Annotated in this window: 16 protein-coding genes and 2 pseudogenes; 10 read left to right on the plus strand and 8 right to left on the minus strand. The window is 38.8% G+C overall.

Annotated elements, in window-relative coordinates; translation table 11 throughout:
- The first annotated feature begins 80 nt into the window (after positions 1 to 80).
- The 3 genes and pseudogenes from cynS to C7H19_RS15610 all read left to right on the plus strand — a co-directional run.
- Positions 81 to 530, plus strand: coding sequence for a cyanase (gene cynS / locus C7H19_RS15600; protein ID WP_106457852.1), 450 nt, complete (start codon positions 81 to 83; stop codon positions 528 to 530).
- Positions 530 to 610: pseudogene (locus C7H19_RS15605) on the plus strand (type II toxin-antitoxin system HigB family toxin); the annotation flags it as partial. The gene cynS and the pseudogene C7H19_RS15605, both read left to right, overlap by 1 nt.
- Positions 594 to 977: pseudogene (locus C7H19_RS15610) on the plus strand (helix-turn-helix domain-containing protein); the annotation flags it as partial. The pseudogenes C7H19_RS15605 and C7H19_RS15610, both read left to right, overlap by 17 nt.
- A 15-nt stretch (positions 978 to 992) precedes the next feature.
- On the opposite strand, the gene C7H19_RS15615 reads toward C7H19_RS15610, so the two are convergent.
- Genes C7H19_RS15615 through grxC form a run of 3 tightly spaced genes read right to left on the minus strand, consistent with a single transcriptional unit; the run spans position 993 to position 2,526 of the window.
- Positions 993 to 1,298, minus strand: coding sequence for a DUF2499 domain-containing protein (locus C7H19_RS15615; RefSeq protein WP_106457854.1), 306 nt, complete (start codon positions 1,296 to 1,298; stop codon positions 993 to 995).
- Entirely contained in the window at positions 1,295 to 2,254 is a 960-nt protein-coding gene (gshB, locus tag C7H19_RS15620) for a glutathione synthase (protein ID WP_106457856.1), read from the minus strand. The genes C7H19_RS15615 and gshB overlap by 4 nt, the downstream gene beginning before the upstream one ends.
- Positions 2,255 to 2,268: 14 nt before the next feature.
- Positions 2,269 to 2,526 carry a glutaredoxin 3 gene (grxC, locus tag C7H19_RS15625; RefSeq protein WP_106457858.1) on the minus strand — a complete coding sequence of 86 codons (258 nt, stop codon included), beginning with the start codon at positions 2,524 to 2,526 and terminating at the stop codon, positions 2,269 to 2,271.
- 47 nt (positions 2,527 to 2,573) lie between these two features.
- On the opposite strand from grxC, the gene C7H19_RS15630 reads away from it, so the two are divergent.
- Both C7H19_RS15630 and C7H19_RS15635 read left to right on the plus strand, forming a co-directional pair.
- Positions 2,574 to 3,386 (plus strand): PD-(D/E)XK nuclease family protein, encoded by an 813-nt coding sequence (locus C7H19_RS15630; RefSeq protein ID WP_106457860.1) that lies wholly within the window; start codon positions 2,574 to 2,576, stop codon positions 3,384 to 3,386.
- 515 nt (positions 3,387 to 3,901) lie between these two features.
- On the plus strand, positions 3,902 to 4,177 hold the full coding sequence (locus C7H19_RS15635) for a hypothetical protein (RefSeq protein ID WP_106457922.1): 276 nt from the start codon (positions 3,902 to 3,904) through the stop codon (positions 4,175 to 4,177).
- Between the two features lie 118 nt (positions 4,178 to 4,295).
- On the opposite strand, the gene cruG is transcribed toward C7H19_RS15635, so the two are convergent.
- Together cruG and cruF are read right to left on the minus strand one after the other, a co-directional pair.
- A complete protein-coding gene (cruG, locus tag C7H19_RS15640) occupies positions 4,296 to 5,477 on the minus strand; it encodes a 2'-O-glycosyltransferase CruG (RefSeq protein WP_106457862.1) in 1,182 nt (393 codons plus the stop codon).
- Between the two features lie 135 nt (positions 5,478 to 5,612).
- On the minus strand, positions 5,613 to 6,509 hold the full coding sequence (gene cruF / locus C7H19_RS15645) for a gamma-carotene 1'-hydroxylase CruF (RefSeq protein WP_106457863.1): 897 nt from the start codon (positions 6,507 to 6,509) through the stop codon (positions 5,613 to 5,615).
- Between the two features lie 197 nt (positions 6,510 to 6,706).
- On the opposite strand from cruF, the gene C7H19_RS15650 reads away from it, so the two are divergent.
- The 4 genes from C7H19_RS15650 to C7H19_RS15665 all read left to right on the plus strand — a co-directional run bounded on the left by C7H19_RS15650 (position 6,707) and on the right by C7H19_RS15665 (position 9,163).
- Entirely contained in the window at positions 6,707 to 7,966 is a 1,260-nt protein-coding gene (locus C7H19_RS15650; protein WP_106457864.1) for a GNAT family N-acetyltransferase, read from the plus strand.
- Positions 7,959 to 8,267: a hypothetical protein gene (locus C7H19_RS15655; protein WP_245927563.1), complete on the plus strand. Its 309-nt coding sequence runs from the start codon at positions 7,959 to 7,961 to the stop codon at positions 8,265 to 8,267. The genes C7H19_RS15650 and C7H19_RS15655 overlap by 8 nt, the downstream gene beginning before the upstream one ends.
- Before the next feature lie 95 nt (positions 8,268 to 8,362).
- On the plus strand, positions 8,363 to 8,707 hold the full coding sequence (locus C7H19_RS15660; RefSeq protein ID WP_106457865.1) for a hypothetical protein: 345 nt from the start codon (positions 8,363 to 8,365) through the stop codon (positions 8,705 to 8,707).
- A 204-nt stretch (positions 8,708 to 8,911) separates the two neighbouring features.
- Entirely contained in the window at positions 8,912 to 9,163 is a 252-nt protein-coding gene (locus C7H19_RS15665) for a hypothetical protein (RefSeq protein ID WP_106457866.1), read from the plus strand.
- Between the two features lie 91 nt (positions 9,164 to 9,254).
- Here the strand turns inward: C7H19_RS15665 and C7H19_RS15670 are convergent, their stop codons facing one another.
- Positions 9,255 to 11,300: an FAD-dependent oxidoreductase gene (locus C7H19_RS15670; RefSeq protein WP_106457923.1), complete on the minus strand. Its 2,046-nt coding sequence runs from the start codon at positions 11,298 to 11,300 to the stop codon at positions 9,255 to 9,257.
- A gap of 83 nt (positions 11,301 to 11,383) precedes the next feature.
- Complete coding sequence (locus C7H19_RS15675; protein WP_106457867.1) at positions 11,384 to 13,687, minus strand: ATP-dependent helicase; 2,304 nt, start codon at positions 13,685 to 13,687, stop codon at positions 11,384 to 11,386.
- Positions 13,688 to 14,110: 423 nt separating this feature from the next.
- Between C7H19_RS15675 and cax the strand changes: the two genes are divergently transcribed.
- Complete coding sequence (cax, locus tag C7H19_RS15680) at positions 14,111 to 15,193, plus strand: calcium/proton exchanger (RefSeq protein ID WP_106457868.1); 1,083 nt, start codon at positions 14,111 to 14,113, stop codon at positions 15,191 to 15,193.
- Between the two features lie 311 nt (positions 15,194 to 15,504).
- Here cax and coaE read toward each other — a convergent pair whose 3' ends face one another.
- Positions 15,505 to 16,083 (minus strand): dephospho-CoA kinase, encoded by a 579-nt coding sequence (gene coaE / locus C7H19_RS15685; RefSeq protein ID WP_106457924.1) that lies wholly within the window; start codon positions 16,081 to 16,083, stop codon positions 15,505 to 15,507.
- Between the last annotated feature and the right edge of the window lies 1 nt (position 16,084).

Here is a 16,084-nt window from a genome sequence, read left to right on the forward strand (position 1 = left end):
GGGTGTAGGGTCTCACCCTATACCCAAAAATCGGTTTTGACGGTAAATTAGAGAGTAATCAGCTTTTTGAGGTTTTAATGATGCCCCTTCCCGAAATTCCCCTCATTACCGAAAAACTCTTAGCCGCAAAAAAAGCAAAAGGTTTGAGTTTTGTTGACTTAGAACAAATTGTCGGACGAGATGAAGTCTGGTTAGCGGCTGTATTTTACCGTCAAGCGAGTGCTAGTGAAGAAGAAGCTAATAAAATTGTGACTGCATTGGGTTTAGATGCTTCTGTTATTAAAGAATTAATGAGTTATCCTGCTAAAGGTTTGGGTGACGTTGTTCCCACTGATCCGCTTATTTATCGTTTCTATGAAATTATGCAGGTTTATGGAATGCCTATTAAAGAAATCATACACGAGAAGTTTGGCGATGGGATTATGAGTGCGATCGATTTCACACTCGATATTGAAAAAGAAGAAGATCCTAAAGGCGATCGTGTTAAGGTCATTATGAATGGCAAGTTTTTACCCTATAAGAAGTGGTAAAGCAACTAATTTATATCAAGTATCTTCTCACTCATGCTGAATACGATAAGGATAATTGGAAAAATGACCCTTACTTTTAATTCAGAAAAATATCAAGAATTACTTCAGCAATATCAACCAAAACTCATTAAAACAGAAGAAGAAAACGAAAAAGCTCTCGCTTTGGTCGAAGAATTGATGCACCGTGTTAACCGTAGTTCTGAAGAGAATGCGCTATATGAACTGTTGATCACTTTAATAGAAAAATTTGAACAAAATTATTATTTACCAACAAAAAACACAAATTCTCATTCAATGCTATTATTTCTCATGGAAGAACAAGACATTAATCCAATAGATTTAATTAATGTTCTAGGCTCCTTAGAAATAGTTAATAAAATTCTTAATCTTCAGCAAGAAATGACTCGCACTCAAGCAAAAGCATTAGGAAAATTTTTTAACGTTGATCTACCGTGTGTTCACTTAAACACTGGTTTGACGCGAAGATCGCCAGATCCACCAGCCAGCCCCACACATTGTACAATTTCCGACAACCGTCATCGCGGCTTGAACAGTCACTAACCAAGATAAACTAAGATCATTATCGAAAAAATGCCAAGTACAAGCACACATGGCACTCACTAAAGCGGGTAACATCCCATAAGACAGTATACGCCAAGACCGATCGCCTGTCACTTCCCCATAAGTCCAGATGAACCACATTGCAGCCATCCATTCAATGACACTCGACACGTGTACCATCCAAGTTGGAATTGATAGAGCATTCATCGTTTTTCAATCCATTCTATGACTTGTTTACCCAAACTTACCTCATTTAAACGATCGATTTCTCTAACGCCCGTTGGACTGGTAACATTGACTTCAGTCAGATAACCCCCAATGACATCTAAACCGACAAAATATAAACCATCTTGTTTTAATTTTGGGGCAACAATTTGACAGATTTCTCGTTCTCGATCGGTAATTTCGACTTTTGCCACTCGTCCCCCAACTGCCATATTACCGCGAAATTCTTTTCCAGTTGGTATTCGGTTTACGGCTCCAATTGGCTCACCATTTAGTACTATAATGCGTTTGTCGCCCTCTTTAGCTGCTGTTAAATAGGACTGTACCATAACAGGTTCTTGTCCCCATTTCGTGCTAATTTCCACTAAAGAATTAAAATTGCGATCGCTTGGATCTAAAAATAATATTCCTTCTCCCGCTTTTCCTCCTAATGGTTTCATGACGGCGGCTTGTTGTTCATCGAGAAACTGGCGGATAATAGATTTATCTTGCGTAACAATGGTTTTTGGCATCACCTCCGTAAATTGCAAGGTGTACATTTTTTCATTTGCTTCTCTTAAACCGCTAGGAGAGTTTAGCACCAAGGTAGAAGACGGATCGATTAAATCTAAAATATAAGTCGCATAAAGATAAGAAATGTTTACGGGTGGATCTTTTCGCATCCAAACCACATCAAAATCATCAAGACACTGTAGAACACTTTCACCCACAGAATACCAATTTGGAACAGAAGTCCAGCGATCGCCTTCTAAAATAACTGGGGTTAAGTGAACTGGTTTTAGGGTTGCCCAAGCTTTCCCATCAATAACGCTGAGGTGTTGTATTTCGGTGATCCAGATTTCGTGTCCTTTGGCTTGGGACGCTTCCATTAAGGCTACACTTGTATCATGTCCTGGATCTAACTTGGCGATCGGATCGATTATATATGCTAATTTCATTTTTTAATATCTGTTTAGGATAAAAGCGGATCTAATTCACCTTGTCGATCTAAAGCATACAGGTCATCACAACCACCAATATGTTGATCATCAATAAAAATTTGGGGAACGCTTTTTCGTCCATTGGCTCTTTTTGCCATTTTAGCGCGGGCGGACTCATCTCCATCGATCGCATATTCTGTAAACTCAACCCCTTTTTTATTCAATAATGCTTTTGCTCGAATACAAAAAGGACAAGCACTCCAAGTATAGATCTCAACGTTCGCTGTCATTCTCTTTCCCAATGGTATGTTAAGTTATATTTACAATTCTAAACGAGATGGATATCTATAAGCAGCAAAACCGTTCTTTATTCCCTTTGATTCGTCTTTCTCAAGGACAGCTTAACCTATTAGAAACTTGTCCGGTTCAATTTCAGCGTATTTATTTTGAACAACTCAACACACCATCGAGTCCCTCTCAACAAGAAAAACAGACTTGGGGAAGTCAGTTTCATTTACTGATGCAACAACGAGAATTAGGACTACCGATCGATGAATTACTGAGTGATGATGATCAATTAAACCATTCTTTGTCGGCCTTGTTGCAAGTTGCCCCCGAACTTCAACAAAATAACCCTGATACTTGGCGTTCGGCTGAACATTGTCGTACACTCGAATTTCAAGGTTATTTATTTACGGTGATCTACGATCTAATTATTGCTAATTCAACTCAAGCTCATATTTTGGACTGGAAAACTTATCTACAACCAGAAAAACCAGCAAAACTAGCGAATAATTGGCAAACACGTTTATATTTGTATGTTCTTGCTGAAACTTCCAATTATTTACCCGAACAAATTTCGATGACTTACTGGTTTGTCAAATTGCCAACACAACCCCAAAAGATTATATTTAATTACGATCGTCATCAACACGAACAAACTCGACAAGATTTAATCCGTCTATTAACTCAACTTGATGAATGGATAAAAAACTATCTCGAAAAAAATATATCTTTTCCCCATCGAGAAGACTGTCTAGAAAAATGTCCTTATGCTGAAATACTCTTGGATACACAAGATGAGTCGAAAAATGATAATAATAGAGTTTTTTCAATTGATGAGATCGCAGAAATTAACCCGTTTCTATAAACTAGATTAAAACCTATGCGGCCGATAATGACATTAATGATCTTTCGACTGAGCTAGAATCTCAAAAGAACGCAACTAGCTTTTATATTTATGAAGAATTAGTAAAATGCGAAAATTGCAAAAAAATATTCAAAATTTTAATGACAAGTTGGGACAAGTCGGATGAGCATCAAATTTCTTGTCCAGTCTGTAACCATTTTCTCTACTCAACTAAACGTCATGTGATGAGTGTTTACATCGTGAAGAATTTATTACTACAATAATCGCTTTCTTCAGCTTTGGCACAAAAATTCCCCCCGAACACAGTTCGCTTCTTTCAAAGACGATCAAATAACTAAACAAACAGACGGCTTAATTTTACCTTATGCGTGAAAATCCTAAGAATTTTTGTTCAAATCACACCGTTTTTTTTTAAAATCGGTAGAATTATGGTAGTAGGTTTATCAGACTTAAAAACTGCTAAAACAATAGTTTACCAAGGAAGAGAACTAATAACTTTGAACACTGACACCATCATGATCGAACCAACTGCCAACATCCTCGATGAAGTACAACTTCCTCGTGAGGAACGTGTGATCCAGCTAAAAAATCTCATAGAAACCCTTCGTATTGCGGAGGAAATTGCCAGTAAAGGTTATTTAATTAGTAGTTCGGAACTAGCTGATCTAATGGATATTAATGCTAGTGCTGTTACCAGTCGCGGTGATCATTGGTCTTGGCGAAACTGGGTTGTCTCACGAGTTAGAAGAGAAGGAAATCAAATTCTGTGGCAACTAGAACGCATCGATTAATTAACCATAATGATGAAAGTTAAACAAGGGTTAAATAAAGTCATAAAAAAGACAAGTTAAAGTAACATCTTTCTAAAATTTGTCTAGCAAAAATTGTGACTAACCCTTAAACTTTCATTCAAGAATACACTCGGCCACGCCAAGCAGTCGGCCGTTGTAAAGCCGATAAAATGATTCTCAGAACGGCTAAAGGATCGGCTACTGGTGATAACCAAAAGAACAAAGAACTTACTTGCTTCGTTTTATCTTGAGCGTAAGATGGAGCGATCGCAAACAATAAACCCACTCGAATGAGTACTAAAAATAAATTTAAGCCTAAAGCGATCGTCAGTGTGGGAAAATGATCCCCCCGTAACCAATACCACCCTAAAGCTAAAGATAAAATAAGCGGTAAACCTTGAGTGAAGATCAATAAATAAAGATCACCCCATAACTGAGTCACAGAAGACGCATCTTTGAGATCGAGCGATCGGCCCCATTCTTTCCAAGTTTCTTGTAATCCCTCATACATTCGCACCCGTAACACTTTCGCCCCATCCAAAAAGCCCACCTTGTAGCCCAAACGCGCCGCATAACGAGCTAAAGTCACATCATCACAAAATGACTGTGCTGCACATTCATAACCTCCTAAAGCTTGTAGAACCGATCGACGAACCAAAAAACATTGACCATTTGCCATGACTCGTTCAGGAGAATGATCCTTTACACCCGCCGAGTCAAAACGATAGAGTAACGTCATCAGTAAAGCAGGTTGTAACCACCATTCCCCAGGATACTTGAGAATAAACTGGGGAGACAGGGATAATAAATCATAGCCTTCTTCTGTTGCGGTTTTGACGAGACTAGCCACCAAACCGGGTTGAGGTTGGGTATCAGCATCAATACCTAAGATCCACTCACTTTGAGCAGAACTCATTAAAAAACCATTATGCAACGCCCAGGGACGACCCACCCAATTAGAAGGTAAAGGATCATCGGTTTTTAGGCGAAAACGGGGATCAATGGCGGCTCTATTTTTAACTTTTTCTCTTGTACCATCTGTAGAGTGACTATCAACGACTAAAATTTCTCGCACTTCATAACTTTGTTGACTTAAAAGTGCTAAACACGGAGCGATCCGTTCCACTTCATTTAAAGTCGGTACAATTATACTAACTTTTCCTAATAAATCTCCTGTTGCTTTTATTGGAAGTAGAGGAGGGCGACGAAAAGGCCCTTTTAATAAACGAGACAACAAAATTAGAACAGCAGGAATTTGAACAAGTAACAATCCCAAACAAAATACAGCAACAAAAGTCATAAAATTTATTGATAGTAGGGGTTTGAGCGACAAACCCTTACTCTAATTGTTAATTTCTAGATTTTTCTTTGGGTTGGTTCACCTGTATTTCTACAGTGCGCCAAACCCTTTTTTTTTGAACCCGTTTTCGACTTTTTATTTAGTGCCGACAGGAACAGTGACAGGAGATAAAGCGGGTACTGGATCTGAAGATTCAGTGCCTAAAGCGAGTCTGTAGAGAACTAATATCGGAATGACTCCCGTTAGTAGTCCTAAGAAAATGGGAATATAGATCTGAGCCGCTAAACTCATCACCATCGCAAAGGCAAAATTTCCTAAATACATCACTAAAGGTAAACCGAGTTCAGTATTGGGTAATTTCATCGGTTTGAAACCCCAAAGCAATGTCGCTACCGTCATAAAAACGCATCCAGTACCAAACCATCCAGCAAAGTTTTGATAGGGCATTCCAAAAAAGGCTCCTGGTTGTTCCCAAACCCAAAACGGTAAGGTAGTTTGACTCATCGCCGGATCTAAGACAAAATCCCATGATGTCAGTAAAATCGCACCGATGACGATCGCAGTAGCTTTTTTAACCCATTCGGATACTTGCCAATTTGCTAAACCTGAGCGTGCAATGAGATAGGCACTAAAACCCAAATAAAACCAAGATAAAGGAATTGTAAAAGGAACCAGGCCAGCAATTTTGTAGCCTAAACCATCGAGGTAGCGATAATGACCAAAGGGAAAACCCGTACTGGTTCCCAATAATTCACTACCTAAAGATAGACCGATCGAAGGGAGCATAAAAGATAACATATGCCAAATTCCCAGAGTACGAAAGGCATACAGAGCAACGGCAGCCATCCCTAAGACCATGTATACAACACCTCCACCTACCATAGACCATCTAAAGGCGGATTTGCCAATTTCAGGCAGACTGGCGATAAAGTCAGGGTTTGGTAACACTAGCAGCAAACCGGCTAAACCAAACGCCATTGAGAGAATATGACCAATCAGTAAGCTTTTTTCTACAGTGAGTAGTTTATTCATTAATCTCTGATGATTCAAAACGCTAATTAGTTTATAGTTTACAAAGCTTTATTAAGAAAGATAAACCTAAGCCAGTTTTTTTCCGTAATTTTTTGACACAAAACCAGTAAGACAAATCCGACTTGTGATCAACCAACTGGTTTTAGGGACTCGAAAATAGTTAAGATAGTGGCAGTAAGGAAACTAAACTGCAACTCATGAGTGCAACTTCAGAACCGACTATTAAACTTTCGATTCGTCCGATCCAGTATCGGGACTTAGAAGTCATTGAAACTCTAGTCATCGAAAATAAGCAAGAAAACCCGAATTATTTATCAGTCGTTTTTAAAAATCAGTTGCAGCAGGTGCGTCGCTGGTTTGGCATCCTAAAAATTTTAAGTCTTTTCCCAAATCCTTTACGTCATCAATTTTGGGCTTATGTCGCCGAAGCGATAGACACTGATACAAATGAATCATCCGTACAGGGATTAATTCAAGTCTCACCCTTTAATAGTAGTCGCAGTACTTGGCGAGTTGAACAAGTCTTAGTGCATCCCCAACAGTCTTTGAGTGATCCCCAAGGTGTCGGATCTCAATTGTTACGTCATTGTTTTGAAAGCATCTGGGAAGCGAGAACTTGGATGATTGAAGTGAATATCCATCAAAAAGCGACCTTAGCTTTGTATCGACAACATGGATTTCAACCTCTCGCAGAAATGACGTATTGGTCATTATCGCCGCAATTATTAGAAGAATTAGCCCAAGGTGAACCAGATTTACCGAATTTATTACCCGTTAGTAATGCAGACGCTCAATTACTCTATCAATTAGATTGCGTCTCCATGCCACCTTTGTTACGTCAAGTTTACGATCGACATCTCCAAGATTTTAAATTAGGTCTACTCAATTCTTTTGGGCGAAAAGTACAAAGTTTGTATGGACATACGGAGATTACCAGAGGCTATGTTTTTGAACCGCAACGCAAAGCAGCGATCGGTCATTTTGAATTAACCTTGTGTAAAGATGGCTCACGTCCCCATCAAGCTAGATTAACCGTTCATCCGGCTTATACATGGCTGTATCCCAAGCTACTGGGCCAAATGGCGCAAATTACCCGAAAAATTTCCCCACAAGCCTTAGAATTAATCTCAGCAGATTATCAGCACGAACGACAAGAATATTTAGAACAACTCAAAGCCGAACGAGTCGAACACACTCTATTAATGTCGCGTTCTGTCTGGCACAAACTTAGAGAAACCAAACTCGAAAAACTACAATTTACCGAAGTTTTACAGAATTTACAAGCCGTCCCCAGAACCCCCATTCCGAGTCGAATGTCTGTGTTAAAGTGGCCGTTTAATCCAGCACAGAAAACACCGACTTTAGAACAACCGACAGAAACTAACTCACCTTCTGATGCTCTGAAAAATCAAAACAATAATTCATCAGATACCTCGGAAAACGGTCATCATGCCTGATAAGGCTCAAAGAAGTTTATTGTTATCAGAGCTTCGACAGCTAGGTATTAAACATAATCAGGATCAGATTCTTAAAATTGCAAAAAAACTTGATGGTACAATTATTTTTTTAGAAACTGGAACTTCTCTATCAGGATTACAACATATTTTAGAAAATCATGGATCTGATTTTCTGCGTCGAAGGATTCTAAGAGAGCAAATTCCTGATTTAATCATAGATGCTGTTGTTATCGGAAAAGCGATCGGCATTCAAGGAACTGGCAGAACAATTTATGAAATTATGTTTAATGGAGAATTTTAATATGTCTCAGTTACAGTAGCAAGTAATGGTTATATAGTTGGAGCAAATCCTACTCCTAAACGATTAATTAGTCTATTAACCTAGAGGAAATATTTATGTTAAAAAAAATTAAATTAATGCCCGATTATCAATGTTTTCCTCTTTGGGATATGGAAGAACCCGATAATATTGATCCTAAAGATTTACCGTTAAAAAAAGCTCTTATTGATGATTTGTATAAATGGGCGGAGTCATTTGATGCTGTTTTAAATTGGACTGATCCCACTTTATCAGGATTTAAAAATGAGCAAGATGCGGAAGCTTTTGAAACAGAAGGGATTCGTCTTTGGTTACTTTTGAGAGAACAATTAAAACCGAATTATGCAGTTTATTATAAAAGTTATAAACTGCACAAACTGATTAGTGATCCTAGTCAATTACAAGAAGCTTTGAGGATTTAATTTACTTCTCAATAATTGATTAAATTATAATGACTCTTAAAGCTCATATAGCGAACAAGAATACTAAGTATGATTAATGAATCAAAAAATAGATGATCAGTAAGACAATTATGACCACTATTAGAGTGTTGGGATATAATACCGTCAAAAACAAACTCATTCAATACAGAGCAAATCTTCCATTTTTTTAGGAGTTTATCCAAAATGTCAGAAGAAGAAATCAGAAATCTTGTTGCCTCAAATGCTAAGGCGATCGCAGCACTTACACAACTAGCTAACGAAATACTGCCTAGAGTTGATGAAATGCAAAGACAAATTGAGTCTATGCAGCGACAACATTTAGACGCATTAAGACGAACAAATGACCACAGTGCTGATATTCGTGAGTTAACCATTGAAAACCAACGGATTCTAAGATATTTAGAAAAAATCGTTAACCGTTCCGAATCGAATTAAGAATAGATTTTTGGTGGCCAGATACACGCCACCTTTTTTTTAACAACAAAAATTAACAAAATATATCAAATTGTCTCTAAATTGCTTAAAGTTACTTCCATTTGTCCCAATTATCGTTAAAAATAGAAGTATCAGGAAATGCAGTAGGATTACCACTTTCATCGAGAATGCGACGTAATTCTAATAATTTTTTCTCCTTAATAATTGGTTCAGAGTAAACTAATTGATAGGGTAAAATATTCTCTTTTTTAGCAAAAACAGCCGTTATTCCTGCTGCGGCCCCTGCTGACCATTCAAAGGAATGTACCCGATATGCGGCGGATGCAATATGACTGACTGCAATACTTTTTCCTGCTACTAATAAATTATCAATTTTTTGGGGAATAATCGCTCTTAAAGGAATTTGGAACGGATACGCATTACCAGCGCCTTGTCGTTCCCCTGCGCGTTCGGTGTTGCCTGGGGCTTCTGGGGGTGATAGGGTCATACAAGGATGAAAATCGATCGCATAATGTCCAATACCAATAGAATCAGGATAAATCGTTGATCGTTTGCGTTTTTGGACTTGTTCGGGTGATACAGTTCCTTCTAATACCTTAAACCCTTCTAAACCCGATAGAGTCGCCATTAACCGCCGATATTCATCTGGTGAAAGATTATTCTGATAAAACGCATCTTTATAATTTTGTCGTGAAATATCGATTTCTGAAATCATAAAGCCATCTTCGTAGGTAAAAGATGGTCGTCCGATAATACGTCGCCCTTCACGCATATAGGGATATTTCGATAAACCGTGAACAGTTCCCATCGGTGAGTCTAAACCAGTTAAATAACGATAGTTGGGTTCAGGTTTTTTCACCCCGTAACCTAGTTGAGAGTCAGTTGTCCCCGTCACTAACCAATAAAAGTACCCTATAGCGTGTTCTTCGCCTTTACGGAGTGTATCAGTTCTGAGACCTCCCATCCATCCACCGGGATCTAACTGTCCGGTTGCTTGCAGTTGTCCACGAGTATAGATTAAGTTATCTTGGGAGGTACCAGGACGATAATCATTGCCCCATGTCCAGTTCTGCATCGAGATATCTTTAACTACAGGTTTATCGTAAGTTATTCCACCAAAGGTTTCTTTTTCTCCCTCTTTTGGACTCCAAATACGACGATAGGTAAAAACGAGATTAAAATTGGCTAACCGAGGTAGTTCGTAACTGTAATATGGTTCGTGTTGAGCATAAAATGAAGGAACTAGATGAGTTTGGGGATCTTCGGTTGCTTCCATCGCAAAGGTATAAGTAAACCCTTGGGTACAATAGGGATCACCAGTTGTACTAGAGGATGATGGTTCTAAATAGCTGCGTGGATCAATTCCTAAGCGATAGGGAACATCGGCGAGGGCGATCAGTTCTCCAGTTTCAGTGGCTTCTATGACATACCAGTCGGCTAATTTTTGTTCTTTAGAAGGTTTGGGGACAAAACGGATAATATTCTTGTCGAAACGAGGCGAATTTTCATAACGATACGCATCTTCTATAATTTGGGATAAAGGTTCTGTATTGAGTGGTGGCGTTCCTTTTACGGGTTGATGTTGAATTGCTGTTACGCTAGTGATTTGTTGTCCGGTTCCTCTATTGGGTAAAGTTTCGATCGATAAATCTTTCACAACGGTAGACGGAAACCATTTGAGTTGACCTTTACCTTTTTTTGCGGCATCTTTTAACTGATCGAACAACAATTTATGACCATCTTCGGGCAAAAAACACGATTCACTCACCCAACAGTCTCCAGGGTTGAGTTTTCGATAATGTTTTTCAATACGTTCTCTAAATTCTAGATAACCTTGGGGGTAAAATAGTTTGTCTCGTTGGGTTTGTCGTTCGTCTAATGCTGAGGTTCCTTGTGAGGAAATTTGTCCCCCTACCCAGTCGGTGATCTCGGTTAAACAGACGGTTTTTCCTCTGAGTAATGCTTCATAGGTTGCGGCGGAACCTGATAGACCTCCACCCACTACCAAAATATCACACTCGACGGTCTGATCTGGGCTTCTGGGGGGTGTTGCGAGGGTTAAAGGCGAAAAAACTTGAAAAATGGTTAAACTGAGGGGTACAGAGGCAAAAAAACGAAACCAAGTTTTAATCAGCATTACAAAGATGAGTTTGAGATGTCCATATTTATTGGAGTATTTTTCGGGTGTATCTGTTCCCTTCACTTCTTTTATATATTTAATTAAAAGGTCATCATTGATTCAGGGAAATGATTGATGAGTACGGGAATCACGGGACAAGGTTTTTTATTTTGTAGCTGGGTACTTTGATCACTACGAAAGGTATTCCAACGAAAGGGCCCCATTTTAGCTGATGACATCCATAATAATCGTTTGGCTCTAGTCATGGCAACATACAATAACCGATATTCCTCGGCTTTTTTCAATAGTCCTGCTTCTGTCCATGCTTGCATCGGTTCGAGGATACGCGGCGATAAGTTTTGATACTGGGTATGCACTGCCGATCGCAATTGGGCGCGGGCGACTTCTGCTATGCCAAATTCTCCTAAAAACTTCGCGGCTACAGGTACTCTGAGACTCCCAGGTAAAATATCTTCGTGAAGAAATGGCATGAAAACATAATCCCAGTCTAGCCCTTTTGCTTTGTGCATGGTAATAATAGTCAGTTGTTTTTTTCGGGTATAAAGTTCTTCATTATCATCCTCTACCGCTTCAAATCGTTCTGAGGTGATGATTTCATTTAATGCGTTAATAGTTGATTTGAGTGAACTATTGCCGATGGTTTGTTGATAGATGCGACTGGCTAACTTTTGGGTGGTGGCGAGTTCTGATCCTGTATATTTTAGTTTCATTCCTAAATAGGGAATCAGTTGATAATGAGGTAATTCTAATCTGGCTTTGAGCAGTTCACAGCATAAATTTTTGGCGATTTCTATTTCTTTTTTCGGCTGATTTTCGAGTGGTGTCGGATATAAAAATTGTTCGGGATAGGTGGATAAAGCGTTTAAGTCTTGGGCGGAAATAAGCCCTCTTTTTTCGAGTACTTCTAGGGTAGATTTAAGATAGTCGGGAGAGTGGGGGCGATCTAAAAATTGTAGGAGTTTACAGATTTCTTCGGGAATTTGGGAAAATCGATCGCTTTCGCTAACTTCATACACTCTAATGCCATATTCTTTGGAAAAATGAGCGAATTTCTCGGCTAAAAAGCGTCCTTGGCGGTTTTCTCTGACTAAAATAGCTGCATTGTGATCTGGGTTATTGGTTAGTAATTCTATAACTCGTTTTTCAATGAGGCTAACGGTTTCATAAATATCTTCTGGTAGATGAATTTCTAATCCTTGTCCGACTGATTCAGGGTTAGCATCAGCTTGGGGGTCATTGCTGCTTACTGTCTGTATACTTTGTAACCGAAATGGTTTCTCGGTCTGATTATTTTTGCTATTCCAAATTTGATTAACCCAAGATAAAACATAATTAGCCGCTTCAATGATCATTTTACTACTACGTCCGGCTTGATTCATGGTGGCGAGTTTGTTTTGTTGTTTGCAGCGATCGCAAAACCAGTTAAAATAAACCGGATCTGCTGGAGTAAAAGTAGAATTAATCGCTTGATTGGGGTCGCCAACTCGAATTAAATTAGGTGATAGATCGGGATCATTAGGATCATTGGCTAAGATAGAAATGAGTTTCTCTTGCAATGGGCTAGAGTCTTGGGCTTCATCTTCAAAAACACCAAATACTGAGTTTTGCCAACGTTTACGGATTGCATCGTTTTCTAAAACCCGTAAAGCCGCTAAAATCATATCATCGTAGTCAATAAAATCACGCGATCGCATTAATCGTTCATATTGTTCATATAATCCAGCAGCAATGGCTAAAATCGAGTAAGAATCCGTTGCATATTCACTCATATCCCAGACTTGTTGCGGGGTGAGTCCTGAACTTTTTGCCTCTCTAACTACAGTATGGGCTAAATTGGGTAAAACTTCGGTTCTTAATACCGACTGACGGCGCAATTTTTCCGCTTCTTCTCCATCAAATTGTGATCCTTCTAGTAGGTTTTGGTAACGATAAGGCGACTGGATCATCCATTGTTCAACGGCAGCGCGGATGATACGATGACTAGGTGTGGGAATGACAATAGTAGCTGTTTCTAAATTCAGTTGGGATAAGTCGGGATGACGACTGGCTATATGTAAGGCTAAACCATGTAGGGTTTGAACCATAAAACCACTTTGGGGGAGTTGTAATTCTTTGAGTCGTTTTTTGATTTTCTCTTTGATACTCGATGCTGCCGAACGCGTATAGGTTACAATGACTAATTGTTTTTTACTATGCAGTTGATGACGTGCGATCGTCATTGCTGCTGCTACCGCCAAACTATGAGATTTTCCCGCCCCTGGTACCGCAGAGATCGCCATTCTTCCCCCTTCCCAGTCGGCTAAATTTTGTTGTCCTGGGCGCAAACTTTTTCGCCATTGTTGTAATATTTCGTCTTGTGAGAGAAGTTCGGTATTTGTTGTCATAGTGGGAGAAGAATTACCAGGGAACTAGATTTTTATTGTAGTTGACTTCGGCATTTTTATACAAATGTACTATTTTCCTGGGAGAACATTAATACCACCAGCCAGCCAGTGAATGAATTCCAGAGGGGCTATTCCCTGCAATTTTAGGGCATGAAGGGAGAACATTAATACCACCAGCCAGCCAGTGAATGAATTCACTGTCTCATAACTGAAGTCCATTAAAATGGACTGACATTCATTGAGATAGTCGGTTTTAACAAGGGGCTGTCTGGGCGACCTGCGCTCCCAGCTTGTAAGCCCCGCCGACTTTGGCTATCAGACAGGGATTTTAATCCCTGTGCTCTCGATGATGTAACTAAGGAACAAGCGTTGTATAAAAGCAAAATCCTGCTATCTTTTAGAAGAAATTCCATAAATTGAATCATGACAATAAGCAAAAAAATTCTGTTAGGGATGTTAATTTTTGTCCCATTGGCGATCGCTGCTGAATGGTTTAAGTTTCCTCCTGCGTTAATCTTTGTTTTTGCTGCATTGGGAATTGTGCCTTTAGCTGCTTTAATTGCAGAAGCGACGGAAGAAATAGCGGATGTAATAGGGCCAACATTTGGCGGTTTATTGAATGCAACTTTTGGTAACTTGACTGAAATGGTAGTATCGATCGTTGCTTTAAAATCTGGTTTAATTGAAGTCGTCAAAGCAAGTATTTTGGGTGCGATCATTGCTAATATGCTACTCGGTTTAGGATTAGCGACGTTTTTGGGGGGTTTAAAGTTTAAAGAGCAAGTTTTTGAGCCGAAAATTGCCCGTTTAAATGCTTCTGCTTTATTACTCGCCCTTTTAGTCTTACTGACTCCTAGTGCGATACAATTTACCTCTGTGGGTTTGACAGGCCCTGCAATTCAAGAATTTTCCTATGCTGCTTCGGTGTTTTTGCTCATTTTTTATATCTTTAATCTCATTTTCTCCGCGCAAAGTCCTTTTAATTCTGATGCAGCAGAAATTATCGAAGAAGTTCTCGAAAAGGAAAAGAAAGAATCTCATAACAAAGCAGATACTATCAAACAAGTTGCGACTTTACTCGGCTGTACAGTTGTATTAGTTTTTATTTCGGAAATTCTGGTCGGTAGTCTTGAAGAAACTGTTAAAATCTTCCATCTTACTGAACTCTTTACAGGGGTTATTCTGCTTCCTCTGTTTGGTGGGTTTGTGGAATATCTTACTTGTATTTCCTCAGCCCTGAAAAATCAGATGGAATTATCGGTATCTGTTGCTATTGGTTCAACGCTACAAATCGTCCTATTAGTAACACCGATACTGGTTTTAATCGCGCCTTTGTTTGGACAAAATTTATCTTTAGATTTTAACCTATTTGGTATGTTTGCAGCAGGAGCAACGGTTATCGTAACAAATTCAATTAGTTCTGATGGTCAATCTAATTGGTTAGAAGGGTTATTACTTCTCATTTTATACGCAGTTTTAGGAGTCGCTTTTTATCTACATCCCTAAATAATCCGAAATTCTTATACAATCTGGGTTTGGTGTATGCTTCATCCTATGATAACTGTAGTCTCCAAACCCTCATATAATAAATTGGCTCAATATCAATTTTGTCAATCAATATTTACAAACTTTAAAAAATTGACTACAATTTGTAACAAGCGAATCACCAAAACGCTTAATGCTTTGGTATCTCCCGATTGGATTTGCTTGAGTTCTCCTACAACAGCAGCCTCGGTTGATTACCGGGGTTTTTTTGAAAATGTGTATCTGTCCTTAACATCAATAATTTTTTGAGTTTGTCGATCAAACCCCTACATTTATGAAAAAACCTGATCTATTTGCTTAAATAACTGTTCTGGACGGGAATTCTCTAATATTACATCCGCTAATGCCTTTTTTTCTTCAATTGACCACTGATTTTGAATGCGTTTGATTGCTTGTTCTTGCGTTAGTTGATCTCGTTTCATTAAGCGTCTAATCTGTTCTTCAGGGGAACAGTAAACAACCCAAATTTCTGAGACTAAATCTGTCATTTTAGCTTCAAAGAGTAAGGGAATTACAAGGACGATCGCTTGTTCATTCAGTTCTTTTAGTTTAGCTTGAATCCGATTTCTCACATACGGATGTATCTGATTTTCTAGCCAAATTTTCTCGGCAGGATTATTAAATATAATTTCGCCTAATTTTTTACGATTCAAAGTTCCATCAGGAAATAATATATTATTACCGTATCTCAAACGAATTTCATCTAAAATAGGTGAACCAATCTCTACAGCTTGTTTCGCTAATAGATCCGCATCGATTATCGGTATGTGATAAGTTTGAGATAAATAATGAGAAACGGTTGTTTTTCCCGTGGCAATTCCTCCAGTTAATCCAATAATTCGACGAGATATC

The sequence above is a fragment of the Aphanothece hegewaldii CCALA 016 genome (assembly GCF_003007785.1).
Taxonomy (GTDB): domain Bacteria; phylum Cyanobacteriota; class Cyanobacteriia; order Cyanobacteriales; family Microcystaceae; genus Chroococcus; species Chroococcus hegewaldii.